Consider the following 25,932-nt stretch of genomic DNA (forward strand, 5'->3'; position numbering starts at 1 on the left):
GTCTCTCCAGCAGGTTCAACATCAGCATTCGCCTAACAACCTTAACGAAAGTTGAACGCCGCGCGACAAATCGCGCCGCCGGCTTGCGACCCCCCCTGCCGGTCGCCTATGTCGCAGGCAGAAACGGGGGTCTGACATGATCGGCAATCTCAATCACGTGGCCATCGCCGTACCCGACCTTGAGGCGGCCGCCGCGCAGTACCGCGATACGCTGGGTGCGAAGGTGAATCCGCCGCAGGCGGAGCCGGACCACGGCGTCACCGTGGTGTTCATCGAGCTTCCCAACACGAAGATCGAACTGCTTCATCCACTTGGAAATGACAGCCCGATCCAAGGGTTCCTGGACAAGAACCCTTCGGGCGGCATTCATCACATCTGCTACGAAGTCGAAGACATCTTGGCGGCGCGCGACACGTTGATTGCGTCCGGGGCGCGGGTCCTTGGCACCGGCGAGCCGAAGATCGGCGCGCATGGAAAGCCGGTGCTGTTCCTGCATCCCAAAGATTTTACCGGCACCCTGGTCGAACTGGAGCAGGTCTGATGTCCGTCTTCTCGGCAATCGTCGTCTTCATGATGATCTGGGCCATGGTCTTCATGCTGGGGCTGCAGATTGGCCAGAACACGCAGGGCGATCAGGGTAAGGTTTCGATGGGCACCCATGCATCGACACCGGCGGACCCGATCCGCGTCTGGCGGCGCATCGCCTGGGCCACCGGGATCACATTGGTTCTCTGGATCCCGCTGATCTGGTTCATAACCAGCGGCAACCTGACGATCGACGATCTCCGCCGGTGGACCGGGCGCGAGGTTCTGGGCTAGCGCGTCAGGCGGTGGAACAGATGCGCGAAGCTGGCCGCGCCGATGACCGGGACCAGCAGGTTCAGGATCGGCACTGAAAGCGGAATGGCCATTAACACGCCCATCGCCCAGATCGCGCCGCGGTTGCGCGCGCGGAAGGCCTCGGCATCTGTCCGTGACATCCGACGCAGCGCGACCATCTGCGCATATTCCCGGCCTAGAAGGAATCCGTTGACCCCCCAGAAGATGAACAGGGCCAGGGGCGCCAGCACCAGATAGGCGATCAACGCCAGCAGGTTGACCCCGATGACCAGCCCGAGGAACCCCGCGCTTTCACGCAGCATTTCACCCCATCCCTGGGTCCGGGCGGGGGGCAGGCCGGGGTAATGGCGATCCTCGACCGCGTCCACGATCCGGTCCAGAAAGACCCCGGTGAAGGCCGACGCGACGGGCACCATCAGGAACACCGACGCAATCAGGGTGAAGGGCACGACGGCCCATCCCGCCACGTTGTCGAGCCATGTGACCTCCCCCAGCCAAGGCAAGGTGACGGACGGTCCGACAAAGGCGGCAGCGCCCCAGACCATCAACGCAGAGAAGGCGATCAGGAGCGACAGCGACAGCCCGACGCCAAGCAGCAGCACGCGGCGAAATCGGGGGTCGCCCAACTGCCCGATGGCGCGCAGCGCATCGTCTATCATGCTGAGATCCAGCTTGTGCGGGCGGCGACATCCGGACGGGGCCGGTCGGGTGGCACCGACGTCTCGGTGCCCAGAACGACGAAGCCCGCGACCCATTCGGTTGGCGCAAGCGACAGCCCGTCGTTCAGCCAGTCGCGGTCGTAGGCCATCCAGCCCGACAGCCAGTTCGCCCCCCAACCCGCCGCCAGGGCAGCCGTCACAAGGTTCAGGCAGACGCATCCGGCGGACAGCGTCTGCTCCACCTCCGGGATCTTGTCGGACGCGACAGGGCAGGCGACGACTGCGACCATCAGCGGCGCGTCCGCGAACATCGCGGCGTTCTTTGGCAGTTTGTCGGCGTCGCGCGCCTGAGCGGCACCCAGCCGCCGGGTGACATCGGCCAGCCGGTTCAGCGCGGCACCCTCCAACACGATCAGACGCCAGGGTTCCAGCTTGCCGTGGTCGGGCACGCGCAGCGCCGCGGTCAGCAACGGCTCCAGCGCGGCACGGTCGGGGGCTGGCGCACGCAGGGTCTTGGCGGGGCGTGACCGGCGCGCGCGCAGGAAATCGACGACATCGGGGCGCGGCGTCAGGGGGGCGATATCGGGCATTTTTATCCTTTTCCGGGCTGATCCCCATGTCGCGCGCGTGCGCCGGGGTTTCAAGACCGGGGCAGGTGCGCGAGGGCCCAGAAGGTTCGGCGGAAAACCGCCAGTCCCTTACGTAACGTCAATCGAATCCCGCGAAACGCGGGAACCGACGGAAGCTGAGGAGCGGTCCTTGCCGCACTTGGGAGGAAGACAATGACGAAGATGATACAGAGCCTGTCGCGCCGGCAGGCGCTTGGCGCATTGGGCGGCGGTGCCGTCGCATTGACGACGGTCGCGGCGCGCGCGCAATCGACTGCGGTGGAGCCGCTGACCACCATCACGACGCCACGCCGGACCTTCGGGCCGGACGCCCAGCCGAACGTTTATTTCTGGGATCCGGACTTGGTGTCGGTCGACGATAAACTCTGGGGCGTGATGCAGCCCAATGCGTCGATCGAACGACTTTGGACGGGTGCGCGCTGGGCCGAGGGACCTGCCTGGAACAGCGTGGGCAAATACCTGATCTGGTCGGACATTCCAGAGAACCGGCAGATGCGATGGCTGGACGACGATAACCACGTCAGCGAATTCCGGATGCCGTCGAACTATTCCAACGGCAACAGTTTCGATCGGCAGGGCCGACAATTGTCGGCGGAACATCTGACGCGGCGGGTCGTGCGCTATGAACACGATGGGTCGATCACCGTTCTGGCCGATATGTTCGAGGGCAAGCGCTTCAATTCGCCCAACGACGTGATTGAACACACCGACGGCAGCATCTGGTTCACCGATCCGCCGTACGGCGGTCAACTCTACGAAGGGGCACCTGACGCGGCGGGCGGGCCGTCGAACGCCGCGGGATTGCTGAACCCCCGGTTGGGTCAGCCGCCCGAGATCGGGGACTATATCCGCGAGATGGAGACCGCCACATACCGCATCGGGACCGACGGAGCGATCACCCGGGTCGCCACGGAGGAGGATGCGGCAGACCCGAACGGTCTGTGCTTTTCGCCCGATCACCGGGTCCTCTACATCGCATCGACGGGCAAGGGGCCGGGCGACACGGGGCCGGGCGGCAACGGCGAGGTCATCGCGATGGACGTGGGCGACGATGGCACGCTGTCGAACCGCCGCGTGTTTTCCGACTGCATGGTCGACGGCGTGAAATGCGGGCCCGACGGGTTGCGCACGGACGTGGCGGGAAACCTTTGGGCGTCGTCGAATGCGGGTCGCAACGTCGGGTATTCGGGCGTGACCGTCTGGGCACCGGACGGCACGTTGATGGGCCGCATCCGCCTGCCGGAGATTTGCGGCAACATCTGCTTTGGCGGACCCAAGCGGAACCGTCTGTTCATGGCCGCGTCGCAGTCGATCTATTCCGTCTATACCGGCACGCAGGGGTCGGGCCCGGCCTGACGTCAGGCGCCAATCGCATGCCTGAGTGCATGATGTTCGGCGGGGGCTTCGTCCCCGCCGGAAACGAAGGCGGCCGTGATCGGCGCGCCCGGCAGATCGGGGAACGCATAGGCGGCGCAGGCGGAAAATGGACCGCCCCCGGAATGGCCCAGCGCGCGGCCGGCGGATCCGACAGTGCCGATCATCAGCCCAAGGCCGTATCCCGTGCTTGTCCAAACGCGCGCCGGGTCGTGGAAGGGCAGGGATTTTGCGGCTTGCATCGGTGCCAGACCCGGATCCGTCAAAATGAGTTGCAACAGGCGCACCGCATCGCCGGGCGTGCCAATCACGCAACCGTGGGCAACCCAGCCGGGATGATAGTCGTCGGATCGGAAAGGCAGGTCGGCGAAATCCTCGGGCAGTGTAGCGAGGCGGACGGAATCGAGGCCGAACGGCACGGTCAGATCCGTCAGCAGGTCCGCGAACGTCCGTCCCGTCGCCGACTCCAGCGCCTGGCGTGCAAGCAGATAGCCGATGTTGGAATAGGAAAATCGCGTCTGCGGCGGCGCATCGGGGAAATCGGGCGGGACAGCGGCCAAGAAATCATTCGTCGACCAGACAGGTTTCCCGGCCGCCACCGCCGCGCGGTATGCGGGAAGAGGGCCGTAGTCGCCCAGACCCGCCCGATGCTCTAAAAGATCGCGCAGCGTCCAAGGGCGGCCTGCGCACGGCACGTCTAGATCCAGATCGCCCCGGACGTGGGCCTTGACGCACAGCGCGGCGAGCATGGTTTTCGATATGCTCCACCATGGCAGCGGCGGGGCGTCGTCAACGATCAAGCCATCGTCGGTGAGGTGGGCCGTAAAGATCATGGGTCAGTCTGGGCCCTGGATCACGTCGTCGGCAAGGGCTTCTGCGCGGGACCGGAGCGTTGCAGGATTGCGCGGACAAAGAGGCTTTGATGCCGATCACTGGCCTACACCATCCTGCTCCATCGATTTCCGATTTTGAAATCGCTGTCACTCGGTACGGAGAGAGACTCGGGTCTATCCTGACCGACGAATGGACGGCCGACGACGCTCGCATCGGTGTCGTCACGTGGGGCCCGGCGCGCCTCAGTCTTGTCTGCCGGTCCGGTGCCGCCTTTGGTCCGGACGAGGCACAGGGCATCGTGGAGAGTTTCGGCGCGCGGGGTTGGACGTATTTGGCGCTGGCGGCCGACGACATCCATCCCGCGCAGGCCATGTTGGAGGCGAAGGACGTGACCGTTCCTGCCTATGCGGGCCACGCGCAGCCGGGATCCACCTGCGCCTTCATGACCGACCGTGACGGCAATCGCCTCGAACTGGTGCAGCCGGACAAGCCGTGCCTCAGGTCTTGGGAACAGCCTTCTTAGCCGTAGCCTTCTTAGCTGCCGGCTTTTTCTTGGCGGCAGGTTTCTTCGCGGCGGCCTTCTTCTTGGGCGATTTGGCCGCCTTCGCAGCGATCAGTTCAACCGCCTGCGCGACCGTCAACTCTTCGGGCGAGACATCCTTGGGCAGGGTCGCGTTAACCTTCTCCCACTTGATGTAGGGGCCGAACCGTCCTTCCATGACGGCCATCGCGCCTCCGTTTTCGGGGTGTTCGCCCAGATCGCGCAGCGCTTTGGCCGCGGCACGTCCCGCACCGCGCGGATTGGCGCGTTTGTCGGCCAGAACCTCGACCGCGCGGTTCATCCCGATGGTAAAGACCTCTTCCTCGTCCGACAGGTTGGCATAGACCGGCTTGGCGTCCTCGGGCCGCTTGTGCATCACATACGGCCCATACCGACCAAGGTTGGTCGTGATCGGTTCGCCGTCCTCGGGGTGCGTGCCGACCTCGCGAGGGAGGGTCAGAAGCTGCATGCCCTTGTCGAAGTCGATGCTCTCGGGCGGCCATGTCTTGGGCAGGGAGGAGCGCTTGGGCTTCTTGTTCTCCTCGGTCGCTTCGCCGAGTTGCACATAGGGGCCAAAACGACCTGACTTCAGCCAGACTTCCATGCCGCTCTCGGGCTCCACACCCAGCATCCGCTCGTCGCCCTGGTTCTCGCCTTCCATGCCCGGCGGGCCGAAGGGACGGGTGTACCGGCATTCAGGATAATTGCCGCAGCCGATGAAGGCCCCGCCCGACCGTGCGGTGCGCATCGACAGACGACCCTCACCACACTTGGGGCACAGGCGTGGGTCGCTGCCGTCGCCTTTGTCGGGGAAGATATGGGGCGACAGGACTTCGTTGATCTTGTCTAGGACTTCGGTGATCCGCAGCTCGCTCGTCTCGCCGATGGCGGCCGAGAAATCGCGCCAGAACCGGTCGAGCACATCCTTGTAATTCTTGCCGCCGGCGGAGACCTCGTCCAGCTCTTCCTCCAACCCGGCGGTGAAATCGTAGCTGACGTAACGGCGGAAATAGTTCGACAGGAAAACAGTCACCAGTCGACCCTGATCCTCCGGGAAAAGACGGTTGCCCTCCTTGCGGGCATAGCCGCGGTCCACGATCGTCGACAGGATGCTGGCATAGGTCGACGGGCGACCGATGCCCAACTCCTCCATCTTCTTGACCAGCGTGGCTTCGGTGTAGCGCGGCGGCGGCTGGGTAAAGCTCTGCTGGCCCAGCACCGCGGCCGAGGGGGCAAGGCGGGCATTCGACGGCTGCGCATCGACCGCGTCGACCAATGCGTCCGATGTCTTGTCGTTCTCGACCAGCTTGGCGAAGTCGTCCTTGTAGGCGCCGGCGACCTTTTTGGCGATGTCGCCGTCGTGGATGGCGGGCAGACGCTTGTCGTCGTCACCGGTGGGCGCGTCGTCGTCGCGACCTTCGGTATAGACCTTCATGAAGCCGTCGAAGACCACGACCTGACCGGTGGCGCGCAATTCGACCTGACCGCCCGCATCGGCGATGGTCACGGTCGTCCGCTCCATCTTGGCGGCGGCCATCTGACTGGCGAGTGTGCGTTTCCAGATCAGGTCGTAGAGTTGCTTCTGGTCCTTTTCCAGCCGCAGATCGTCGGTGGCCTTGGACATGTCGGTGGGGCGGATGCACTCATGTGCTTCCTGGGCATTCTTGGCCTTGTTCTTATAGGTGCGCGGCTCGGCCGGGGTGTACGCCTTGCCATAGCGGTCCTGAATGGCGGCGCGCGCCTCGGCGACGGCTTCGGGGGCCATGTCGATGCCATCGGTCCGCATGTACGTGATGTGCCCGGCTTCATACAGGCGCTGCGCCGTGGACATGCAGGCCTTGGCCCCCATGCCGAACTTGCGGCTGGCTTCCTGTTGCAATGTCGACGTCATGAAGGGCGGGCTGGGGTTGCGGGTGGCCGGCTTCGCCTCCACGGAGGTGACGGTCAGGTCGCGGCTTTCGACGGCTTGCACGGCGAGTTCGGCCTGCGTCGCGTCGGCCAGATCGAACCGGTCGAGCTTCTTGCCGGCCAGCGCCACCAGCCGCGCCTCGAACTGTTGGCCGCGCGGCGTTTCCAGCATGGCGCGGACGGACCAATATTCGCGCGCATCGAACGCCTCGATCTCCATCTCGCGCTCGACCACGAGGCGCAGGCAAACCGATTGCACACGGCCCGCCGACTTGGAGCCGGGCAGCTTGCGCCAAAGCACGGGCGACAGGTTGAACCCCACCAGATAATCCAGCGCGCGGCGGGCCAGATAGGCGTGGACCAGCGGGGTATCGATGTCGCGCGGGTTGGCGATCGCCTCTTGCACGGCCTTCTTGGTGATCGCGTTGAAGGCCACCCGGCTGACCGGCATGTCCTTCTTGATGCCACGCCGCGCCAGCAACGCTTCCTGCAGGTGCCAGGAAATCGCCTCGCCCTCCCGGTCGGGGTCGGTCGCGAGGATCAAGTTCGGATCGTCGGCCAGCGCGTCCGCGATGTCCTTGATCCGTTTCTTGCTGTCGGCGGGCACCTCCCATGTCATGTCCCATGACCCGTCGGTATCGACCGAGCCGTCCTTGCCCACCAGATCGCGGACGTGACCGTAACTGGCGAGAACGGTGTAATCCTTGCCCAGATATCCGTTGATTGTCTTGGCCTTGGCCGGGGATTCGACGACGACGACGGGCATGGGCGGAGACCTCGGAAACTGTTCGATGCGGGGGATCTGGCGGCGACGCGGGTGGCCTGTCCCCTTGGGCCGCGGACCATGTGGGGCCTACCCGGGTATTGTCAATGCCGGGTCCGGTGACGCTTTCGGCACCGCAATACGGTGTCGATGGGCCGTCGCCGCCGATGGCCTAAGCTCACCTGTCTCGATGGATGTCAGAAACGGCGACGCGGGTCAGAGCCGGACAAGACCCCCGCCGGCACGGCGCGCGATCTGACCGGACAGTTCCATTTCCGACAGCTGTGCCGACAGAACCGGTGCGGCGATAGCGCCGCCCGACGCCAGATCGCGCAGCAGCTGATCCTCGGGGACGGGAACCGGAGAGAGAAGCGACAGGATGCGCGCCTCCAGGTCGTGTCCCGGTGGCGGGCTCGGGGTGGGCGACATGTCGGGTTGAGCAAGTGCCGCCGCAGGGACGGCGCGCAGCGTGTCGAGGTATTCGAGCACATCGGCCACACCGCGCACCAGCGTGGCCCCGTCGCGCAGCAGCAGATTGCAGCCCGATGCGCGCCCGTCGAACGGATGACCGGGCACGGCCATCACTTCGCGCCCCTGATCGAGGGCGTCGCGCGCGGTGATCATGGAGCCGGACTTGGCCGCCGCCTCCACCACCACGACGGCCTGCGCGACGCCGGCGACGATGCGGTTGCGGCGGGGAAAGTCGCGGGCCTGGGGGGCAAGGCCGAAGGGGCGTTCGGACAGGTTGCAGCCAGCCTCGGCGATTTTTGCCGCCAAATCGACGTTTTCGGCCGGATAGACGCAATCGAGCCCACCGGCGTGTACCGCGACCGTATGCCCGACTAGGGCCGCATCGTGGGCGACCGCGTCCACGCCCCGCGCAAGCCCCGAGGCCACGGTGACGCCGGCTTCGGCCAGATCGCGCCCCAGGGCGCGCGCCATGCGAAGCGCCAGAGACGAAGCATTGCGTGTGCCGACGATTGCGACCGTCGGGCGCGCCAGTACACCTGCGTCGCCCTGCGCCCAAAGCACCGCGGGCGCGGAGGAGACGTCAGCGAGCCGCGCAGGATATCCCGGCGCACCCAACGTCAGCAGCCGCGCGCCGTGTTTGCGCGCCGCGCGGACCTCTCGGCGCACCGATGCCTCATCCGCGACCGTGTAGTCCGACGCACCGGCGGCGCGGGCGATGCCCGGGAGCACGGCCAATGCGGTTTGGGCATCGCCATGTTCGGCAATAAGTCTGCGAAACGTGGCCGGCCCCACCCGGCGGGACCGGGCGAGGCGCAGACGCGCAAACAATTCCTCCTGCGACGGCGGGCCATCAAAGACCGGCAGAGGAGCTTCGGCGAAGTCGTCGGGGAAGCGGAGGAGGTCGGAGGGATTCGCGTAGTCCATGAGGCAGATTGGACCGATGGTCGTTTAAGAATGGTTAACTGAACGAGGGATGGCGTCGGGCTCCGTGGTCGTCGCGGCCCATCCTGAAAACCCCGGCGCGAAGCCAGCTTATCACGAGGACGTCGTTCGCATCCGCCTCGGCCCAGCGCAGCGCAGCGACCGGAAGCAGGGTCGCAAGTCCCATGACAGCACCCCACCCGCACGGTCCTGTTATAGCAGCGGGCGAGCGTCGCCCGCGCTGTGAGCGTTGCGACCATGGCCGAAAACGGTGCAACATGAGGAGCGAGCCGGTTTCGGCTAGTCACAATGTGACTTTGTCATCGCCGTCCACGCGTGGACGGCGAGACGATGAATACCAAACCGCGCCGACGAAAGCCGGGCCCAGGCAAAACTGGACTGCGAGAGAAAGCCAATTTGCCCGCGCTAACACTCCTTGGCCCTGGACATCCCCAAAGCCGGGGCGGAACCGGATCGCATCGGCTTCACGCCGCCGAGCCACCCACCGTCAGCCCGCCGATCAGCAGTGTTGGCTGGCCCACACCCACGGGCACCCATTGGCCGGCCTTGCCGCAGTTGCCCATGCCCGGATCCAGCGCCATGTCGTTGCCGATGGCGCGGATGTTGGTCAGGGCGGTGGCGCCGTCGCCGATCAGGGTCGCGCCCTTGACCGGGTCTCCGACGGCGCCGCCCCGAACGCGGTAGGCTTCGGTGCAGCTGAACACGAACTTGCCGTTGGTGATATCGACCTGGCCGCCACCGAAGCCGACGGCATAGATGCCATCCTTCACATCCGCCACGATATCGCCCGGGGCTATGTCCCCGCCCAGCATGTAGGTATTGGTCATGCGTGGCATGGGCGTGTGGGCATAGCTTTCGCGCCGGCCGTTCCCGGTTGGCGCGACGCCCATCAGGCGGGCGTTCTGGCGATCCTGCATATAGCCGACCAGGATGCCGTCCTCGATCAAGGTGTTCTTGGCGCTGGGCGTGCCTTCGTCGTCGACGGTGATCGACCCCCTGCGGTCGGGGATGGTGCCGTCGTCCAGAACGGTGACGCCGGGGCTGGCGATACGCTGACCCAGAAGCCCGGCGAAGGCGCTTTGATCCTTGCGGTTGAAGTCGCCCTCCAATCCATGTCCCACCGCCTCGTGCAGCAGGATGCCGGGCCAGCCCGCGCCCAGGGCCACGTCCATCACCCCGGCGGGGGCGGGCACGGCCGACAGGTTCACGACGGCGATGCGCAGCGCTTCTTTAGCGAGCGATTGGAAATGGTTGCGGTCCGTCAGGCCGGTCAGGCCGACACGTCCGCCGCCGCCGGCGGTACCGGATTCGCGGCGGCCCTGCTCCTCCACGATGATCGACACGTTCAGGCGCACCATGGGCCGCGCGTCCGAGACGGAGGCCCCTTCGGCGCGCAGGATCTCCACCTCCTGCAAGGACGCGGACATCGAGGCGCTGACCTGCACGACGCGGGGGTCGAGGGCGCGGGCGAAGGCGTCGATTTCGCGCAGGGTATCGAGCTTCACGTCGAAGGCGACGCCGGTGATCGGATTCTCGTCGGTATAGAGTTTGCGGTTCGTGCCGGCGGGCGCATCGGCCAGCGTGCCACCGCCGTCGCCCACGGCCAGGCGCGCCGTTTCCGCCGCGCGGCGCAGGGATTTCTCCGATATTTCAGTGGAATGGGCATAGCCCGCCGTCTCACCGCGCAGCGCGCGCAGGCCGAACCCTTCGGAGGCGTCATAGCTGGCGGTCTTCAGTCGACCATCGTCGAAGACCACCATTTCCGACCGCCGACGTTCCAGAAACAGTTCTCCGTCGTCGGCCCCCGACAGGGTGTCGCGCAGGACCGTCAGGGCCGCGTCGCGGTCCAGAAGGGTTTCGAAGGGGCGGAAGGGCGTGTCGGTCATGGGGCATCCTCGGGCATCGGTTCCCGTCGGATATAGGGCCGTTCCAGCCCGGACCCCAGAGCCGCGGCGCGGGAATCGCAGGTTAAGGAATGTTCACACAGATGAACGACAGGTTCGCGGAAATGCGAATTGCGGCGCGGATCCGGGATTTTCTCTGGCGCGTGATACCCCTGAAATCAGCCCGGATTCACGGGTGATCCACGGGTGATCTACGTCGGATATGGGGGTGACGGCCCCTCCGGCGGTCCCGGTGCGATTCGCATGGCCAAGGGGCAACAGACGCCGAAAATCGTCAGGTCGAACACGGAGCGTACGGTGCCCGCCGGGGCGCGTCGGGACCGGTCCGATCCGCCCACGACGCCGTGCGACATATGGCGCGGAGGCCTTGCGGAGTCGGGTCCAGATATGATTTTAGGCGTCCAAACGACAGGCGCGACTCCGACCGATCGCGCGACGCTTAAGGATAGACAGCATGAAGATGCCCTCGTTCAAGGCCGCCGGTCTGACCGCCGCGACGACGTTCGCCCCCCTTGCCGCCAGCGCGCAGTCGATGCTGGGCGAATTGCCGATCATCGGCCAGCCGCAGGCCGGCGGTATCGGGTTTCAGCCCGCCGCCACGTCGCTGGCCGCCGAGATCCACTGGCTCGACAGCTTCCTTCTGGTCATCATCACGGTCATCGCATTGTTCGTGACCGGCCTGCTGGCCTGGGTCGTGCTGCGGTTCAACGCCAAGTCGAACAAGGACCCGGCGACGTTCACCCACAATTCCCCGCTGGAGGTGGCCTGGACGATCGTGCCGATCCTGATCCTGGTGGGCATCGGCGCGTTTTCCCTGCCGGTCCTGTTCGATCAGCAGCGCATCCCAGAAGGCGAAGTGGTCGTGAAGGTCACCGGCTACCAATGGTACTGGGGCTATGAATATCCCGAGGAAGAGGGCGTCGAATTCTCGTCCTACATGATCGGGGCGGACGCCGGGAACATGATGACCGACGAAGTGGCCGAGCAGTTGGTGCAGGCGGGCTATGGTCCCGACCAGTTCCGTCTGGCCACCGACACCGCCGTCGTCGTGCCCGTGGGCAAGACGGTCGTGATGCAGGTGACGGGCGGCGATGTCATCCACTCCTGGACCATTCCCGCCTTCGGCGTGAAGCAGGATGGCATTCCCGGTCGTCTGGCGCAGCTGTGGTTTAAAGCCGAGGAAGAAGGCATCTACTTCGGCCAGTGTTCGGAGCTGTGCGGCATCGCCCACGCCTACATGCCGATCACGGTCAAGGTCGTGTCCGAGGAGAAATATGCCGAATGGCTGGACGCAGTGCGCGCCGGCGAGATCGAGACCTGGTAAGTCGCCTTGACGGACCTCTCCCTCCATATCGCAACGTCTGACGGACCCGCCGAGGAGGCGGGTCTGCGCGACTATTGGCAGCTGCTCAAGCCGCGGCTGATGTCGTTGTCGGTGTTCACCGCGCTGGTCGGGCTGTTGGTGGCACCGGGCGGGGTGCATCCGTTTTTGGGGGCCACGTCGATCCTGTGGATCGCGGTGGGGGCCGGGGCGTCGGCCGCGCTCAACATGTGGTTCGACGCCGACATCGACCGGGTGATGAAACGCACACGGAACCGCCCGATCCCGTCGGGCCGCGTGGCCCCGTCCGATGCGCTGGCGTTCGGGTTGTTCCTGACGGTGCTGTCGGTGACGATGCTGGGGTTGACGGCCAATTGGGTCGCGGCCGGATGGCTGTTCTTCACGATCTTCTTCTATGCCGTAATCTACTCGATGTGGCTCAAGCGCACGACGTCCTGGAATACGGTGATCGGCGGGCTGGCCGGGGCGTTCCCCCCGCTGATCGGCTATGCGGCCGTGACCGGCACGACGCCGGTGGAGGCCTGGTTGATGGTCGGCCTGATCTTCATGTGGACGCCGCCGCATTTCTGGGCGCTGGCCCTATTCGTCAAGCTGGATTACCACGCCGCGCGCATCCCGATGCTGACGGTCACCCATGGCCGGGACGAGACGCGCCGGCAGGCGTGGCTGTGGTCGCTGGGGTTGGTGGCCGTGTCGCTGGTGACGGCGTTCACCGCGATCGGCGGGCCGCTGACGCTGGCCGTGGCGCTGGTGCTGAATGCGGTCTGGTTGCAGCGCGCCTGGGCGATGTATCGGCGCACGGATGCCGAGGCCGAGGCCGACAAGCATCTGGCGGAGCGGCGGCTGTTCAAATGGTCGCTGATCTATCTGTTCGCGCATTTCGCGGTGTTCGTGGCCGAGGCTGCGCTGCCGTTTGGGGGTTGGTGATGCATCAGGACCATGAAATTCACGTGCGCCGCCGGGGCCGGAATTTCGGCCTGCTGGCCGTTCTTCTGGGGTTCATCGTGGTGATTTTCGGCCTGACGGTCGTGAAGGTCACGTCGGGCGGATTTTCGGAGGCATTCGACCATGTCGCGCGCCCCGCGCTGGTTCCCGACGCGTCGCTGAACGAAGTGCCCGCGACGTCTGCGCCGGAGGTGTCGCAATGATGCGCCGGTGGCGGGATCTGACGGACAACGCGCGGGTTCTGGCGATGACGCTGGGCACGGTGGTGGCGATGGGATCGCTGGGCTGGGCCGCGGTGCCGCTTTACGATCTGTTCTGCAAGGTGACGGGCTATGGCGGCACGACCGCGCGGGCCGAGGGCGAGGCGGGCGAAATCCTGGACCGCACGGTCCTGGTGCGGTTCGACGCCAGCCGCGAACGCGGCATGCCGTGGGAATTCAAACCGGTCCAGACGTCCATGACGGTGCGCATCGGTGAGACGAACCTGGCCTTCTACGAGGCGACGAATCCCACGGATGAACCGGTGGCAGGCACGGCCAGCTTCAACGTGGCCCCCTATGCCGCCGGACCGCATTTCGTGAAGATCGCCTGTTTCTGCTTCGAGGAGCAGATCCTGATGCCCGGCGAAACCGTGTCGATGCCCGTGACATTCTATGTCGACCCCGAACTGGTGGACGACCCCGAGGCGACCGGCATCCCCGAGATCACGCTGTCCTACACCTTCCACGTAACGGACTTGCCCGACGACTATGCCGCGCTTATCACCCCAGCGACGGCGACGCAGACCAACTGAGAGGCGACATCATGGCCGGTGCCAAGAACCACGACTACCACATCCTTCCGCCGTCGATCTGGCCGTTCCTGGGCTCGGTCTCGGGGTTCGTCATGCTGCTGGGGGCGGTCTTCTGGATGAAGGACCATTCCAACCCGTGGCTGTTTGCCGTGGGGTTCGTCGGTGTGCTTGGCGTCATGTTCGCCTGGTGGGCCGATGTGGTGAAGGAATCGAACGTGGGCGACCATACGCCCGTCGTGCGCATCGGCCTGCGCTATGGCTTCATCTTCTTCATAATGTCCGAAGTGATGTTCTTCGCGGCCTGGTTCTGGTCGTTCTTCAAACACGCGATCTATCCCATGGGGGCCGGATCGCCCACGGAGGACGGCGTCTGGCCGCCCGTGGGGATCGAGACGTTCGACCCCTGGCATCTGCCGCTGATCAACACGCTGATCCTGCTGTGTTCGGGGGCCGCGGCCACCTGGGCGCATCACGCGCTGGTCCATGAGAACAACCGGCAGGACATGAAGTGGGGCCTGATCCTCGCCATCGCGCTGGGCGCGCTGTTCACCGGATTTCAGATCTACGAATACAGCCACGCGGCCTTCGGATTTTCGGGCAACATCTATGGCGCGAACTTCTTCATGGCGACCGGCTTCCACGGTGTGCACGTCCTGATCGGGACAGTCTTTCTGGCTATCTGCCTGTTCCGCCTGCAGGCCGGGCATTTCACGCCGTCCAAGCACATCGGCTTCGAGGCGGCGGCATGGTATTGGCACTTTGTCGATGTGGTCTGGCTGTTCCTGTTTGCCTCGATCTACGTCTGGGGCGGCTGATCCGGCCACGTCACGACAGGTCGATGCGGCGCGGGGTTTTCCCGCGCCGTTTCCCATTTTGAAGGTCCGCGCATGCGTTTCATCATTCCCGCCCTGTTCGGTCTGATCGGCTTCGCCATGCTTGTCGCGCTGGGCGTCTGGCAGGTGCAGCGGATGGAGTGGAAGCAGGCGATGATCGCCGCGATCGAGGCGCGCATCGACGCGGAGCCTGTCGCCCTTCCGGCCCAGCCCGTCGCGGCGGCGGACAACTTCACCCCCGTCAGCCTGACCGGGACGGTCGACGGTGCGCCGCTGCGCGTGCTGGGGGCCTGGCGCGCGGGTGGCACCGGATATCGCATCATCGCGCCGGTGCGGACCGACGGGCGGCGGATCATGGTGGATCTGGGCATCGTGCCGTTGGACCAGGCCGATGATCTGGTCCTGCCGCGCACGGCGCTGCGCATCGCGGGCACGCTCAATTGGCCCGATGACCTGAACGACGGCACGCCGGAGCCGGACGGCCGCAATTGGTATGCGCGCGACGTGGAGCCGATGGCACGCGCCTTGAACACCGAGGCCGTCATGGTCGTCGCCAGCCAGGTGGAGCCGCCGCTGCCGATCCTGCAGGTGCCGGTCGGGGTGGAGGGCATCCCCGACAACCACCTGGGCTATGCGATCCAATGGTTCGGCCTGGCGGCCGTCTGGCTGGGGATGACACTCTTCCTGCTGTGGCGTATCAGGCGGCGCACCCTTTGAAGGCGGACGACATGCGATACATCTCCACCCGTGGTCAGGCCCCCGCCTTGGGGTTCGAGGATACGATGTTGACCGGCCTTGCGCGGGACGGCGGATTATACGTGCCCGAAGAGCTGCCGGTGATGAGCCGGGGCGATATCGCGGCGCTGGCGGGCCTGTCCTACGAGGAGGTGGCGGTGCGGGTCATGGCCCCCTTCGTGGCGGATGCTTTCGACGAGGCGACGTTCGCTGACATGGTGGCCCACGCCTATATGCCCTTTGGCCACGACGCCCGCGCGCCGCTGGTGCAGCTGGGCCCGAACCATCACCTGCTGGAGCTGTTCCACGGGCCGACCCTGGCGTTCAAGGATTTCGCAATGCAGCTGATCGGACAGATGTTCGAGCATACGCTGACCAAGCGCGGCGAACGGGTCACGATCATCGGGGCCACGTCGGGCGATACCGGGTCGGCGGCGATGGAAGCGTTTCGGGGGTTGGACGCGGTCGATCTGTTCGTCCTCTATCCCCACGGTCGCGTCTCCGAGGTGCAGCGCCGCCAGATGACCACCCCGTCAGAGGCAAACGTCCACGCGCTGGCCATCACCGGACATTTCGACGACGCGCAGGCCCGCGTGAAGGACATGTTCAACGACTTCGACTTCCGCGACCGGGTGCGTCTGGCGGGCATCAACTCGATCAACTTTGCGCGCGTGTTGGCGCAGGTGGTGTATTACTTCACCTCTGCCACGGCGTTGGGTGCGCCGCACCGGGAGATCAGCTATACCGTCCCCACGGGCAATTTCGGCGACATTTTCGCGGGGCATATCGCCAAGCGCATGGGCCTGCCGATCAGGCAGTTGGTCGTGGCGACCAACCAGAACGACATCCTGCACCGGTGCCTGACGACCGGCGAATACCGCCCCGGCACGGTCGAGCCGTCGATCTCGCCCTCGATGGACATTCAGGTATCGTCCAACTTCGAGCGGGCGCTGCATCTGGCTTACGGCGGCGATGGACGCGCGATCGCGCAGTTGATGGACGAGCTCAAGCACGGTGGGTTCACCGTCAGCCAGGGCGCGTTGCAGACGTTGCAGGACACCTATGTGTCTGGCCGCGCGACCGAGGAGGAGACGACGGCCGCGATCCGGTCGGCGTTGGACCGGACGGGCGAATTGCTTTGCCCGCACACGGCTGTCGGCACCCATGTCGCGGAGGCGCATCTGGGCCAGGGGCCGATGATCACGCTGGCCACGGCGCATCCCGCCAAGTTCCCCGACGCGGTCGAGGCGGCGACCGGCATCCGGCCCCCGTTGCCCGCCCGCATGGCCGACCTGTTCGACCGCGAGGAGCGGATCACGCGGGTCGACAACGACCTGTCGGCCATCGAGGCCATCATCGACGCCCGCATCTGAGAAAGTCGCATCTGAATGACCACGCAACTGCATCGTTTGTCCAACGGGTTCCGCATCGTAACGGAGCATATGCCGGGCCTGCAATCGGCCAGCGTCGGCATCTGGGTGGGCGCGGGCGGGCGCCACGAGGCGCCCGAGCAGAATGGCATCGCGCATTTCCTGGAGCACATGGCTTTCAAGGGCACGGCCCGGCGGTCGGCATTGCAGATCGCCGAGGAGATCGAGGACGTGGGCGGCTATATCAATGCCTATACGTCCCGCGAGGTGACGGCCTATTACGCCCGCGTCCTCAAGGACGATGTAGCGCTGGCGACCGACCTGATCGCGGATATCGTGCTCAACCCCACGTTCGACGCCCGAGAGATCGAGGTGGAGCGTGGCGTCATCTTGCAGGAAATCGGCCAGGCCCTGGATACGCCCGATGACATCATCTTCGACTGGCTGCAGGAAGCGGCCTATCCCGAGCAGCCCATCGGTCGCACGATCCTTGGCCCAAGCGAGCGGGTGCAGGCCTTCGACCGGGCGGATCTGGAGCATTTCACGGCGCAGCATTACGGCCCCGAGCAGATGATCCTGGCCGCCGCCGGTGCCGTGGACCACGATGAATTGGTGCGCCTGGCCGAGGAATTGTTCGGGCATCTGCCCCGCACGCCGCTACTGCTGCCCGAGCCGGGATTGTTCCGGGGTGGCGAGATCCGCAACGCGAAGGTGCTGGAACAGGCGCATTTCGCGCTGGGCTTCGATCAGCCGGGATACCGCGACGACGGCATCTATGCCGCGCAGATCTTTGCGGGGGCGATGGGCGGGGGCATGTCGTCGCGCCTGTTCCAAGAAGCGCGTGAAAAGCGGGGGCTGTGCTATACCATCTTCGCCAGCGTGGGGGCCCATTCGGACGGCGGGATGTTGACGGTCTATGCGGGGACCGGGGCCGAAGATGTGGCCGACCTGGCGAATCTGACCATCGACGAGTTGAAACGGGCCGCCGATGACATGACCGACGCGGAGGTCGCGCGGGCGCGCGCGCAGATGAAGTCGGGCATGCTGATGGGGCTGGAGTCGCCCTCGTCACGGGCCGAACGGCTGGCCCGCGTCGTTGCCGTCTGGGACCGGGTGCCGCCCCTGTCGGAGGCCATCGAGAAGATCGACGCCGTCGACGTCGCCGCCGTGCGCGCCCACGCCGAGGCGCTGTGCCGGACGGAACCGGCCCTGGCGCTTTACGGTCCGGTGGAGGGCGCGCCGGATGTCGCCACGTTGCGCGACCGGCTGGCCGCATGATCTTCGCCGGGTTGCGCAAGCCCAGGATCCAGACGGAGCGGATGATCCTGCGCCTGCCGCAGCATGGCGATTACCGTGCCTGGGCCGCGCTGCGCGAATCGTCGGCCACCTTCCTGCAACCCTGGGAGCCGGAGTGGGCGGCCGACCACCTGAGCCGCAAGAGCTTTACCAATCGGGTGTACTGGGCCAGTCGCAGCCACGGACAGGGCAGTGCGCTTGCCCTGTTCCTGACGCGGAAATCCGATGACACGATCATGGGGGCGATCACGCTGGACAACGTGCGCCGCGGGCCGGCGCAATCGGGGACGCTGGGGTATTGGATCGGGCAGAGCCACGCGCGGCAAGGCTACATGCGCGAGGCGATCCTGGCCGTCAGCCACCACGCCTTCGCCCGGCTGGACCTGAGCCGTCTGGAGGCCGCCTGCCTGGAGGAAAACAGCGCCTCGCGTGGCCTGCTGGAGCGGTCGGGGTTCAAGTACGAGGGGGTTGCGCAAAGCTATCTGCAAATCAGCGGGCGCTGGCGCAATCACGTCCTTTACGCGATGCTGCGATCCGACCGGCGCGGGCGGACCGAAGCGGGATGAAACCGGGACACGGTGCGCGGCGTTGAAGGCATATTCCTTCAAGGAGCCTAAGCCATGACCTCTTCCACGATCCGCCGCGTGGCGACGACGAACCCCCAAGTCTATGCCTTCGAGATCGACGGCAAAGTCACATCCGACGACATGGAGGATATGGCGAACGTCATGAATGCGGCGTTCGATGCGCATGACAGCGTCGACATGCTGCTGATCTTCCGGCACTTCGACGGGAGCGAGGTGGGCGCGGGCTTCGATTGGGCCTCCATCAAGTCGCGGTTCCGGTCGCTGACCAATGTCGGGCAATACGTCGTCGTCGGCGCGCCCGATTCGGCCGCCGATATGATCGAGCTTATGGGCAAGATCATCCCGGTCGAGGCGAAGACCTTCGAGATGGCCGAGTTGGACAAGGCCTGGACGGCCGTGGACGCGCGCCCGGTCTGAGGGGTCATTCCGCGGGCAGGTTGGGATCGGCCCGGCATCGGGAAAGGCGCAGCGTCTCCATCGCGGAGGCACTCAGCACATGTCCCGTTGCCGCATCGAACGTCCCGGTGACGCAGGCGCAGCCGTACCCGTAGGAGCTGCGGCCCGGTTCTCCGTTCGACGACACCCATTCGTCGACGAGGGCCGGGTCCCCGGGCGGTAGGTCGTAGAAGCCATCGGCCACCCAGCCGCCCTGCACGCTCAGCGTCCAGACCCCGTCCGCGTCGTCCAGAAACCAGTTCGCCGGTGTCGGATTGCCCAGCCACCCGCATCGTGTTTGCTCGGCCGCAGTCGCGGGCACGGCTGCGACGGCCAAGACCAGGCCCGCGGCGACATGGCGAGTTGCGCGTATCGGTTTTCCTTGCTTCACTGTAACCCATCCTTACACGGGCCAGATCGGCTGCCCAGCCTGCGCCGTGTCCGCCCAGAAGACAGGAGGGTGACCCTGTGATCCGACGTCTGCTCAGCCTAGTCGTCCTGTCCGCCCTGCTGCCCGGCCCGGCCACGGCACAGGATCGTCGGCCCAGCCATTGCATCGCCATCGCGCAGGCCCCGGGCGTCGAATATCTGCACCACGCCAGCTTTGCCGCGCCGCTGGATGATTACAATGTTCGGCTGAACTATATCGACCATTCGATGTTCATGATCGAGACGCAGGGCGGGCTGCGCGCCGTGACGGATTACGCGGGATTCATCGGGGCCACGCGCCTGCCGGACGTCGTGACGATGAACCGGGCGCATATTTCCCATTGGACGCCGCTGCCGGACCCGGACATCCCCCACGTCTTGCCCGGATGGTCCGACCGCGTGGGCGACCCTGCGGATCACCATCTGGACCTGGGCGAGATGCTGGTGCGGTCGGTGTCCACCGACATCCGGTCGCGCGCGGGCGACGGGGTGGACGAGAACGGCAATTCGATCTTCGTGTTCGAGGTGGCGGGCCTGTGCATCGGGCACCTGGGCCATCTGCACCATGAACCCGACGATGCGCAATTCGCCGCCCTGGGCCGTCTGGACGTGGTGATGGCGCCGGTCGACGGGGGGCTGACGCTGTCGCTGCCGGAGATGATCTCGACGCTGCAACGGCTGCGGTCGTCGGTGATCTTACCGATGCATTGGTTCGGCCCCGCCTCGCTGGACCGCTTTCTGGACGGCATGGAGGGCGACTTCGCAATCGATCGCCGGGCCGAGAGTTTTCTCGAAGTCTCCCTCAACACCTTGCCATCGCGCCCGACGGTGATCGTCCTGCGCCCCTCCTATCTGACGGACCCCCAGTGACACTTGACCATGTGACCGACTTCGCCCCCGCGACGGGGGCCTTTGCCGACGATCTGCGCGCGCGCCTGCCCGCCGCCACCTTCCGCGACATCGAAGCGCGATATCTGGAGGAGCCGCGCGGCCGCTGGGCCGGGGCCGACGGTCTGTTGCTGGCCCCCGAAACCGTGCAGGAGGTGTCGGTGATCGTGACCGCGGCCGCCGCCGCCCGAGTGCCGATCATTCCCTATGGCGGCGGAACGGGGTTGGTCGGCGGACAGGTCGCCGGCGATCTGGCGACGCCGATCATCCTGTCGTTGGAACGGATGACAAAGGTGCGCCGCGCGGATGCGACCGAGAACGCCCTGACGGTCGAGGCGGGCGTGATCCTGCAGCACGTGCAGGAGGCGGCGGAGGCCGTGGACCGGCTGTTCCCCCTGACGATCGCGGCGCAGGGGTCTGCGCGGATCGGTGGGATCCTGTCGACGAATGCGGGCGGCGTGAACGTCCTGCGGTACGGCAATGCGCGCGATTTGTGCCTGGGGTTGGAGGCGGTGATGCCGGACGGCAGCATCCTGAACGGGCTGTCGCCGCTGCGCAAGAACAACACCGGATACGACCTGCGCCACCTTTTGATCGGGGCCGAAGGGACGCTGGGCATTATCACTGCGGCGACGCTGAAGCTGTTGCCGCGCCCCGCGCATACCGGGGCGGCGATGATGGCGGTGCGCGACCCTGCGGCCGCGCTGAACCTGCTGAACATGGCGCGCGACCGGATCGGGGAGGGGGTGTCGGCGTTCGAGCTGATCGGGAAGACCGGCCTCGAATTCCTGGCCGAAACGATGCCGGAGGTGCGTCTGCCGCTGGGAACCCCCGACTGGTCGGTGCTGATCGATCTGGGGCTTTCGGTCAACGGCGATCCGGCTGCCGCGCTGGAAGACCTGTTTGCCGCCGCGTCCGAAGCGGGCCTGGTTGCCGATGGCGTTATCGCGCAGTCCGAGCAACAGCGGCGCGATTTCTGGCAGGTGCGGGAATCGATCCCGGAGGGCAATCGCCGGATCGGATCCGTCAGCAGCCATGACATATCCGTGCCGACCGCCGCGATTCCGGATTTCATTGCGGAAGGCCCCGGCGTGGTTGCGAAGATCGGGGATTTCCGCATCAATTGCTTTGGGCATGTCGGCGATGGCAACCTGCATTACAACGTCTTCCCGATGCCGGGGCGCACGCGGGACGATCACGACGATCAGCGGGGCGCGGTAAAGACGGCCGTGCACGACCTGGTTCATGCGCACGGTGGATCGGTCAGTGCCGAGCACGGCGTGGGCCGGCTGAAGGTGGGCGATCTGGAACGTTATGTCGATCCGACGAAACTGGCGGCGATGCGGGCGATCAAGGCAGGGTTGGACCCCGCGGGCATCATGAACCCCGGTGCCGTCCTGCGCCGCGGCACCTGACCCCTGAAAAGGGTGCGCCCCGCCGGGGGAGGCAGGGCGCTGGGGGGAATGGGTGGGATCCGGAAGGACACCACCCGTCCTTCATCGCCCAAGAAGATTACCAAAGGCTTAATTTTCAGCCGGACCTGCGGGTTTCTTCACGCGCCTTCGAAATCGCACAGCGTGTGGATCTGCATCTGCATCTCCTCCAGCGCGCGGCGACCGCCCAGTTCGGGCAGGTCGACGACGAAGGCGCAGCCGACGACCTCCGCGCCCAGACGCTCCAGCAGGGAAATACCGGCCTTGGCCGTGCCGCCCGTCGCCAGCAGGTCGTCGACCAGCAGCACGCGCGCGCCGGCGGGCAGGGCGTCGCGGTGCACCTCCACGGTCGCGGTGCCGTATTCGAGGACGTATTCCTGCTCGAACGTCGCGCCCGGCAGCTTGCCCTTCTTGCGGATCGGCACGAAGCCGCAGCCCAGCTGATGCGCGACGGCCCCGCCCAGGATGAAGCCCCGCGCCTCCAGCCCAGCGACGGCGTCGATTTCCTCTCCGGCCCAGGGGGCCAGAAGCTGATCGACGCAAAGCCGCATTCCCCGGGCATCCGCAAACAGGGTCGTCACGTCGCGGAACATGATCCCCTTGTGCGGGAAGTCGGGGATGGTGCGGATGTAGTCCTGAACGGTCTTTTTCTGCATGGCGTCAGCTTTCCTCGGGCTCGGGGCCGGTTGAGATGTCGGTTGTTGGTGCCGAAGGTTCGGTGCGGTCCACGGGGTCGGGCGCATAATGGCGGCGCAGGGCCATGGCGTCCTGGCCTTCCAGCCGGACGACGGAATTGCCGTCTTCGGAAAACAGGCTGCGGCGATACGCAGGGCCGCGCACGTCTGTCATCAGGCCAAGGCTCTGCACGATTTCCTCCAGCAGGATCGACGCGATCTCCCGGCGTCGGGCCTGTGCCGACACGGCGATCAGCGCCTCGCGGATTTCGCCGTCGCGGGCGCGCAAGGCCACGCGGCCCAGCGACAGCAACGCGCCGTCCAGATCGGGCACGCCGGTGTCGCGCATCACGTGGCCGGGCGGGGTCGCGACGATGTGGACTTCGATATCGCCGGCCCCGTCGCCGCGCGATAGACGAATGCCCGCATCCAGCGCATTGATCTGCGCGACCGCATTGCTCAGCCCCCGCTCATAGAGGTCGCGCTGCCACGGCTCCAGCGTGTCGGTGACGGAGGCGAGGGCCACGCTCAGATCGCGGCGACGATCGTCGGACCAGCGCAGGAACGGCTTGCGGCATCTGCCGCCGGGGGCGGCGGCGCAGGCGACGGCGCGGTAGAACGCTTCGTCGTCGAGCGAGCCGGCCACCGGCACGAATTCCTGTGCAAAGGCACCGCCGGGCACAAGCAGCAGGACGGCGAGCGCCTTCAAAGAACCCGGCCCGCGATGGTCCGAAGTCGGGCAACCAGATCGGGGTCACGTGCGTCCGGCGCGGTCATGACCGCATGGTCCAGCGCGTGATCGCAGCCTTCGGCGCAGGGGCCGTCGGCCACCAGACCGGGCAGCGCGGCGACCATGGCGGCGGCGCGGCCGATATTGCCGTGCAGCGTTTCGAGGATGTCGGTGATCTGCACCTGCCCGTGGTCGGGGTGCCAGCTGTCGTAGTCGGTGACCATCGCGACGGAGGCGTAATGCAGCTCCGCCTCCCGCGCCAGTTTCGCCTCGGGCATGTTCGTCATGCCGATCACGTCGCAGCCCCAGCTGCGGTAGAGCCTCGATTCCGCAAGGGTCGAGAACTGCGGGCCTTCCATCGCCAGATAGGTGCCGCCGTCGTGAACCGTCGCGCCGGCGGCGCGGGCCGCCCGCACGCAGGCCGCCGACAGGTCAGGACAGGTGGGATGGGCCACGGACACATGCGCGACGAGGCCCGTGTCGAAGAACGTCTTGGGCCGCAGATGGGTGCGGTCGATGAATTGATCCACGATGACGAAATCGCCTGGGGCCATGGCGTCGCGGAAACTGCCCGTCGCCGAGACCGACACCAGATGGGTGACGCCAGCCGCCTTCATCGCGGCGACATTCGCGCGGTACGGCACCGATGACGGCGTGTGGATGTGGCCCCGCCCGTGACGCGGCAGGAAGACCATGTCGACACCGTCCAGCGTGCCGTGCAGCAGATCGTCCGACGGCGCGCCCCAGGGGGTGTCATGGGCCTGCCACGTCGCCCCCTGCAACCCGTCGACGGCATAGAGCCCCGACCCCCCGATGATCCCGATGACCGGCATCTTCTCTCCCCGTGTTGTGGGGGCGAGTCTAGCAGGCCCGCAGGCGGGGGGGAGGGGGCTACCGCCGCGCGGGATTCCCTGCTATCCGCGCTGCAAATCCAGACACGACCGAAAGTATTCCCCTTGAGCAGCGAATCCCTGCTGGCAAGATTTGCCAACCGTTTCGACACCCCCGACCTGCGGGTCGCCCCCACCTCCACGCTTTCGGCATCCGTCCTGCGGGTCGAGGTGCTGGCCGGTCTGACGGTGGCGCTGGCGCTGGTGCCCGAAGCGGTGGCCTTTGCCTTCGTCGCGGGCGTCGGGCCGCTGGTGGGGCTTTATGCTGCGTTCATCGTGGGCCTGGTGACGGCGCTGATCGGTGGGCGTCCGGGCATGATTTCGGGGGCGACGGGGGCCTTGGCCGTGGTCATGGTCAGCCTTGTGGCGGCGCATCCGCCCGGCGTGGGGTTGCAGTATCTGCTGCTGACGGTGGTTCTGATGGGTCTGATCCAGATCTTCGTGGGCATCATGCGCTGGGGCAAGTTCATCCGGCTGGTGCCACACCCGGTGATGCTGGGCTTCGTCAACGGCCTGGCCATCGTCATCGGAAAGAGCCAGATCGACTTCTTCAAGACGGCCGAGGGGGCGTGGATGGCACCGGGGCAACTGGTGCTGGTGCTGGCACTTGTGGCGCTGACGATGGTGGTGATCTGGGGTATGCCCAAGTTGACCATGGCGATCCCGGCCCCGCTGGCCGGCATCGGGGTGACGGCGGCCGTGGTCCTGATTTTCGGGCTGCCGGTGCCCAATGTGGGCGATCTGGCCTCTATCTCCGGCGGTCTGCCGCAGTTCGCGCTGCCCGATGTGCCGCTGAACCTGGAAACCCTGCAGATCATCGCGCCCTATGCCCTGATCCTGGCGGCGATCGGCCTGATCGAAAGCCTGCTGACGTTGAACCTGGTGGGCGAAATCACCGGTCAGCGGGGCGGCGCCAGCCAGGAATGCATCGCGCAGGGCGCGGCCAACACCGTGACCGGCTTCTTCGGCGGCATGGGGGGCTGCGCGATGATCGGTCAGTCGATGATCAACGTGAAATCCGGCGGACGCACCCGCATCTCGGGCATCGCGGCGGCGCTGTTCCTGCTGCTGTTCATCCTCGTGGCCTCGCCGCTGATCGAACAGATCCCGCTGGCCGCCTTGGTGGGTGTGATGTTCATGGTGGTGATCGGGACCTTCGCCTGGAACTCGCTCAAGATCCTGCTCAAGGTGCCCAAGATCGACGCGGCCGTCATCATTCTGGTGACGATCGTGACGGTGCTGACCGACCTTGCCATCGCGGTGGTCGTCGGCGTGATCGTCAGCGCGCTGGCCTATGCCTGGCAGAACGCGACGCGCATCCACGCCAAGTCGCATGTCACGCCTGAAGGGGCCAAGGTCTATGCCATTCAGGGGCCGCTGTTCTTCGGATCGGCCACCGGTTTCGTGGAGATGTTCGATCCCGAAAACGACCCCGCACTGGTGATCGTGGACTTCGCCGACAGTCGCGTCGCCGACCAATCGGCGTTGCAGGCGATCGAGGCGGTCGCCGCCAAATACGAGGCGGCGGGCAAGTCCATTCAACTGCGCCACCTGACGCGCGACTGTCACAAGCTGCTGACCAAGGCCGGGCACCTGATGGTCGACAGCGACGATGACCCCGATTACGCGGTCGCCGCGAATTACGGCGTGCGCACGGGCATCCTGGGCGGACACTGATGCTGCGGCT

The 25,932-nt window shown here is 66.1% G+C and carries 27 protein-coding genes; 17 read left to right on the forward strand and 10 right to left on the reverse strand.

Annotated features, from left to right (window positions below; all coding sequences use genetic code 11):
- Positions 1 to 136: 136 nt before the first annotated feature.
- Complete coding sequence (mce, locus tag JDO7802_RS01200; RefSeq protein WP_055081868.1) at positions 137 to 541, forward strand: methylmalonyl-CoA epimerase; 405 nt, start codon at positions 137 to 139, stop codon at positions 539 to 541.
- Complete coding sequence (locus JDO7802_RS01205) at positions 541 to 819, forward strand: DUF1467 family protein (protein WP_055081869.1); 279 nt, start codon at positions 541 to 543, stop codon at positions 817 to 819. Before mce ends, JDO7802_RS01205 begins: the two co-directional genes overlap by 1 nt.
- On the opposite strand, the gene JDO7802_RS01210 is transcribed toward JDO7802_RS01205, so the two are convergent.
- Both JDO7802_RS01210 and JDO7802_RS01215 read right to left on the reverse strand, forming a co-directional pair.
- Positions 816 to 1,499: an EI24 domain-containing protein gene (locus tag JDO7802_RS01210; protein ID WP_055081870.1), complete on the reverse strand. Its 684-nt coding sequence runs from the start codon at positions 1,497 to 1,499 to the stop codon at positions 816 to 818. The genes JDO7802_RS01205 and JDO7802_RS01210 overlap by 4 nt on opposite strands.
- On the reverse strand, positions 1,496 to 2,089 hold the full coding sequence (locus JDO7802_RS01215; protein ID WP_055081871.1) for a nitroreductase family protein: 594 nt from the start codon (positions 2,087 to 2,089) through the stop codon (positions 1,496 to 1,498). The genes JDO7802_RS01210 and JDO7802_RS01215 overlap by 4 nt, the downstream gene beginning before the upstream one ends.
- A gap of 192 nt (positions 2,090 to 2,281) precedes the next feature.
- Between JDO7802_RS01215 and JDO7802_RS01220 the strand changes: the two genes are divergently transcribed.
- Entirely contained in the window at positions 2,282 to 3,484 is a 1,203-nt protein-coding gene (locus JDO7802_RS01220; protein WP_055081872.1) for an SMP-30/gluconolactonase/LRE family protein, read from the forward strand.
- 2 nt (positions 3,485 to 3,486) lie between these two features.
- Here JDO7802_RS01220 and JDO7802_RS01225 read toward each other — a convergent pair whose 3' ends face one another.
- Positions 3,487 to 4,335 carry a serine hydrolase domain-containing protein gene (locus JDO7802_RS01225; protein ID WP_055081873.1) on the reverse strand — a complete coding sequence of 283 codons (849 nt, stop codon included), beginning with the start codon at positions 4,333 to 4,335 and terminating at the stop codon, positions 3,487 to 3,489.
- An 89-nt stretch (positions 4,336 to 4,424) separates the two neighbouring features.
- Between JDO7802_RS01225 and JDO7802_RS01230 the strand changes: the two genes are divergently transcribed.
- Positions 4,425 to 4,859 (forward strand): VOC family protein, encoded by a 435-nt coding sequence (locus JDO7802_RS01230; protein WP_055081874.1) that lies wholly within the window; start codon positions 4,425 to 4,427, stop codon positions 4,857 to 4,859.
- Here the strand turns inward: JDO7802_RS01230 and topA are convergent.
- The 3 genes from topA to tldD all read right to left on the reverse strand — a co-directional run bounded on the left by topA (position 4,834) and on the right by tldD (position 10,847).
- Complete coding sequence (gene topA, locus JDO7802_RS01235) at positions 4,834 to 7,551, reverse strand: type I DNA topoisomerase (protein ID WP_055081875.1); 2,718 nt, start codon at positions 7,549 to 7,551, stop codon at positions 4,834 to 4,836. The two genes, JDO7802_RS01230 and topA, sit on opposite strands and share 26 nt — an antisense overlap.
- Positions 7,552 to 7,764: 213 nt before the next feature.
- Positions 7,765 to 8,943, reverse strand: a complete 1,179-nt coding sequence (dprA, locus tag JDO7802_RS01240) for a DNA-processing protein DprA (protein WP_083480958.1) — start codon at positions 8,941 to 8,943, stop codon at positions 7,765 to 7,767.
- Between the two features lie 482 nt (positions 8,944 to 9,425).
- Entirely contained in the window at positions 9,426 to 10,847 is a 1,422-nt protein-coding gene (gene tldD, locus JDO7802_RS01245) for a metalloprotease TldD (protein ID WP_055081876.1), read from the reverse strand.
- A 472-nt stretch (positions 10,848 to 11,319) separates the two neighbouring features.
- Between tldD and coxB the strand changes: the two genes are divergently transcribed.
- The 10 genes from coxB (at position 11,320) to JDO7802_RS01295 (ending at position 19,183) form a co-directional block, all read left to right on the forward strand.
- Entirely contained in the window at positions 11,320 to 12,189 is an 870-nt protein-coding gene (gene coxB / locus JDO7802_RS01250) for a cytochrome c oxidase subunit II (RefSeq protein ID WP_055081877.1), read from the forward strand.
- A gap of 6 nt (positions 12,190 to 12,195) precedes the next feature.
- Positions 12,196 to 13,134 (forward strand): heme o synthase, encoded by a 939-nt coding sequence (gene cyoE, locus JDO7802_RS01255; protein ID WP_055081878.1) that lies wholly within the window; start codon positions 12,196 to 12,198, stop codon positions 13,132 to 13,134.
- A complete protein-coding gene (locus JDO7802_RS01260) occupies positions 13,134 to 13,355 on the forward strand; it encodes a cytochrome c oxidase system small membrane protein (protein ID WP_245624080.1) in 222 nt (73 codons plus the stop codon). Before cyoE ends, JDO7802_RS01260 begins: the two co-directional genes overlap by 1 nt.
- Positions 13,355 to 13,945 (forward strand): cytochrome c oxidase assembly protein, encoded by a 591-nt coding sequence (locus tag JDO7802_RS01265; protein ID WP_055082940.1) that lies wholly within the window; start codon positions 13,355 to 13,357, stop codon positions 13,943 to 13,945. Before JDO7802_RS01260 ends, JDO7802_RS01265 begins: the two co-directional genes overlap by 1 nt.
- An 11-nt stretch (positions 13,946 to 13,956) precedes the next feature.
- Positions 13,957 to 14,760, forward strand: a complete 804-nt coding sequence (locus JDO7802_RS01270) for a cytochrome c oxidase subunit 3 (RefSeq protein WP_055081880.1) — start codon at positions 13,957 to 13,959, stop codon at positions 14,758 to 14,760.
- Between the two features lie 72 nt (positions 14,761 to 14,832).
- Positions 14,833 to 15,495 carry an SURF1 family protein gene (locus JDO7802_RS01275; RefSeq protein ID WP_055081881.1) on the forward strand — a complete coding sequence of 221 codons (663 nt, stop codon included), beginning with the start codon at positions 14,833 to 14,835 and terminating at the stop codon, positions 15,493 to 15,495.
- 11 nt (positions 15,496 to 15,506) lie between these two features.
- Positions 15,507 to 16,886: a threonine synthase gene (gene thrC / locus JDO7802_RS01280; protein WP_055081882.1), complete on the forward strand. Its 1,380-nt coding sequence runs from the start codon at positions 15,507 to 15,509 to the stop codon at positions 16,884 to 16,886.
- A 15-nt stretch (positions 16,887 to 16,901) separates the two neighbouring features.
- Entirely contained in the window at positions 16,902 to 18,161 is a 1,260-nt protein-coding gene (locus JDO7802_RS01285) for a M16 family metallopeptidase (RefSeq protein WP_055081883.1), read from the forward strand.
- Positions 18,158 to 18,745, forward strand: coding sequence for a GNAT family N-acetyltransferase (locus tag JDO7802_RS01290; protein WP_055081884.1), 588 nt, complete (start codon positions 18,158 to 18,160; stop codon positions 18,743 to 18,745). The genes JDO7802_RS01285 and JDO7802_RS01290 overlap by 4 nt, the downstream gene beginning before the upstream one ends.
- 54 nt (positions 18,746 to 18,799) lie before the next feature.
- On the forward strand, positions 18,800 to 19,183 hold the full coding sequence (locus tag JDO7802_RS01295) for a SpoIIAA family protein (RefSeq protein WP_055081885.1): 384 nt from the start codon (positions 18,800 to 18,802) through the stop codon (positions 19,181 to 19,183).
- A gap of 4 nt (positions 19,184 to 19,187) precedes the next feature.
- Here the strand turns inward: JDO7802_RS01295 and JDO7802_RS01300 are convergent, their stop codons facing one another.
- Positions 19,188 to 19,523, reverse strand: a complete 336-nt coding sequence (locus JDO7802_RS01300; RefSeq protein WP_222836379.1) for a DUF4087 domain-containing protein — start codon at positions 19,521 to 19,523, stop codon at positions 19,188 to 19,190.
- Positions 19,524 to 19,669: 146 nt separating this feature from the next.
- On the opposite strand from JDO7802_RS01300, the gene JDO7802_RS01305 reads away from it, so the two are divergent.
- Entirely contained in the window at positions 19,670 to 20,500 is an 831-nt protein-coding gene (locus tag JDO7802_RS01305; protein WP_245624081.1) for an MBL fold metallo-hydrolase, read from the forward strand.
- Positions 20,497 to 21,933, forward strand: coding sequence for an FAD-binding oxidoreductase (locus JDO7802_RS01310; RefSeq protein ID WP_245624082.1), 1,437 nt, complete (start codon positions 20,497 to 20,499; stop codon positions 21,931 to 21,933). Before JDO7802_RS01305 ends, JDO7802_RS01310 begins: the two co-directional genes overlap by 4 nt.
- A 137-nt stretch (positions 21,934 to 22,070) precedes the next feature.
- Here JDO7802_RS01310 and JDO7802_RS01315 read toward each other — a convergent pair whose 3' ends face one another.
- The 3 genes from JDO7802_RS01315 to JDO7802_RS01325 are packed head-to-tail and all read right to left on the reverse strand — an operon-like array spanning position 22,071 to position 24,188.
- Entirely contained in the window at positions 22,071 to 22,607 is a 537-nt protein-coding gene (locus JDO7802_RS01315) for an adenine phosphoribosyltransferase (protein WP_055081887.1), read from the reverse strand.
- A gap of 4 nt (positions 22,608 to 22,611) precedes the next feature.
- Positions 22,612 to 23,334 carry a DUF2927 domain-containing protein gene (locus JDO7802_RS01320; protein WP_055081888.1) on the reverse strand — a complete coding sequence of 241 codons (723 nt, stop codon included), beginning with the start codon at positions 23,332 to 23,334 and terminating at the stop codon, positions 22,612 to 22,614.
- Positions 23,331 to 24,188, reverse strand: coding sequence for an S-methyl-5'-thioadenosine phosphorylase (locus JDO7802_RS01325; protein WP_055081889.1), 858 nt, complete (start codon positions 24,186 to 24,188; stop codon positions 23,331 to 23,333). The genes JDO7802_RS01320 and JDO7802_RS01325 overlap by 4 nt, the downstream gene beginning before the upstream one ends.
- Positions 24,189 to 24,311: 123 nt before the next feature.
- On the opposite strand from JDO7802_RS01325, the gene JDO7802_RS01330 reads away from it, so the two are divergent.
- Positions 24,312 to 25,922, forward strand: coding sequence for a SulP family inorganic anion transporter (locus tag JDO7802_RS01330; RefSeq protein WP_055081890.1), 1,611 nt, complete (start codon positions 24,312 to 24,314; stop codon positions 25,920 to 25,922).
- Positions 25,923 to 25,932 lie beyond the last annotated feature (10 nt).

The organism is Jannaschia donghaensis, assembly GCF_001403795.1.
Taxonomy (GTDB): Bacteria; Pseudomonadota; Alphaproteobacteria; order Rhodobacterales; family Rhodobacteraceae; genus Jannaschia; species Jannaschia donghaensis.